This is a genomic window from Chamaesiphon sp. OTE_20_metabat_361 (assembly GCF_031364565.1).
Map to the genome: position 1 here is coordinate 1 of NZ_JANLWO010000253.1, position 2,252 is coordinate 2,252.

Consider the following 2,252-nt stretch of genomic DNA (forward strand, 5'->3'; position numbering starts at 1 on the left):
GTCAGGAATTAAATCGGCAGCGTTGTCTTTGATTTCGCTAGCTTTGTCCTGGATCCCTTCTAAGGGGTTGCCAAAGTCGAACGGATCGTTATTAAAGTCGGGAATCAGATCGCCAACTCGATCCCGAGCAGACTCTAATGGCGTACCGAAATTAAACGGATCGTTAGTGTTCGCGCTCTCTAGGGAGAGGTCTTCCGATAGATCGAGATCTTTTTGACCGCCAAAGAAGTCACCGACCGATTTACCCGCGCCACCAGCTAAAGCGGCTCCACCAGCAATTACCGCACCACCACCAGCGATAGCAGCTCCGCCACCATCTTTGAGGAAGTCACCAACCCGGTCGAGAATGTTATCGCCCTGGGGGTTGAGATCGCCACTTCTGGCTGGGATGCCGTCTAAATTAGCATTGGGGAGTTCGAGATTGAGATCCGTACCGCGTACGCCGTCGATCGAGTCGCCGATCTTGCCCTTAATGCCGTCTAGCGGGTTGTTGATGTCCAAATCGGGCATCAGATTGGAAGACTTGTCTGTGAGGCCTTCTAGGGGATTTGAGAGGTCGATCTCGGGATTGGCGGGAGGATGAATCTCCGCAACGCCATCGCGATTCTCATTCTGAGAGGCTCCGCCAACGAAAATCCCTTTGCCCAGAGCGGCTGCGGCTGCGGCACCACCAGCAATCGCGGCACCACCAGCGAGATTCATGTCGCCAGCTTTATTTTTCACCGAATCGACGACGCCATTAAAGTTGATATTTGGTTGGGTGTCGAGGTTCGGGCGTGGGGGTAACGTTCCAGACAGATCGCCCGATCGTAAATCGCCCGATCGTAAGTCACCTGAAGGACGATAACCGCCTAAGTTGGAAGACAAATCTCCCGATAAATCTCCCGATAAACCTTCACCTCTAACTGTCCGGGTGGGAGGTGGTGGATACAGGGGTTTGATGCCCGGTGTGGTCACGTCTGGCGGTGGCGTAATGGTCGTCACCGTGTCTGTCGGCTTTTTCCGTCCTAGCAACCATAGTAATAAACCACCGATCGGCAGTAAAATCAGCCACCAAGGCAACCCACCTTTTTCGGGTTTAGCTGCTGTGGTCGTAGTTGTTTCGGTGGTAGTGGTGCTAGTCCCAGGAGTGGTAGTTTCAGTCGCTCCGGTAGTTCCAGTAGTTCCAGTAGTAGTTTCCGTAGTTGTCGTAGTTGCCGCACCCGAACTGGCTGGAGCGGCAATTGCTGCGACTGCGCTAGGTAGCAATTCCTTGATGGCGCTTTGACCATCTGGGGCACTGGCATAACCGAGGAATGCTTTCGTCCCTTCGGTAGTTTTGCCGTCTTTGTTTTTGTACGCGTATGCTAATGGCTGTGAAAATGGGTATTTTGGATTATCTGGTTGCGTTCCGTGGAGGGTAACTGCTCTAATCCCTTTAATATCTTTGATTTGCTCTGCTGGTGCGTAACCGATCCCGTCGTCGCCTAGTTTATCGACGACAGCTTGGGTCGAGTCTTCGGTCAGCTTTTGAGCATTCCTGCCAGTTTTGAGCTTGCCATTTTGAAAGACTGGGTAATTAGCAAAGGCACGGCGGGTATCGCTAGTTTCAGGTCTATCGATGACCTTAATTTTACCTTTGGCACCTTTGGCACTAGGCAATTGCGACCAATCAGTGACCTCCCCTCGATAAATTTTAGCAAAGTCGCTGAGGGTGAGATTGCCCTGATAGGGGTTGCCATCTTTGACGATAATGGCGATCTTGGATCTGCCGATCGATTTGGCGGTTATACCTTGAGCTTTCTCGGCTGGAGTGAGCGCTCGACCGATTCCGGCAAGATCGGCTTTGTCTTCGGCGATGGCTTTGACACCGCTATCGCTACCCTGATACTGGGTAGGCACCGTGACATTCGTGCCGGAAAACTGTTTTTCAAATCGCTCTTTGAGTCCCTGATTGACAGCCTGCATACTACTGGAGCCATCGAGCTGCACTTTAGTTCCTGATGCCACAGAGGCAGGTAAAGGGAACTTATCGGCGGCAGTTTGGGCAATAGCTTTGAGGTTAGTGCCACCAGCCGCTAAGATTAGTGCTAGAGTTACGATTGAACTACTTTGCTGTTTCATTTGTAACAACTAGGTTTGTGGATATTGTAATCAACAATAGCTTAGATCTGTTGTCTGAATAGATACTCAATAAATGCTTTGTAAAGCAAATGTATAACCAGCAACCGAAAACAAGCTAGCAATTTGATTGTTTGGACATGCTCTAAACT

1 protein-coding gene is annotated in these 2,252 nt (G+C 50.6%); it reads right to left on the reverse strand.

Features of this window, described 5'->3' with window-relative positions; all coding sequences use genetic code 11:
* On the reverse strand, window positions 1–2,103 hold a 2,103-nt coding region (locus RMO35_RS07400; protein ID WP_309739775.1), incomplete at its 3' end, for a substrate-binding domain-containing protein.
* Window positions 2,104–2,252: the final 149 nt, after the last annotated feature.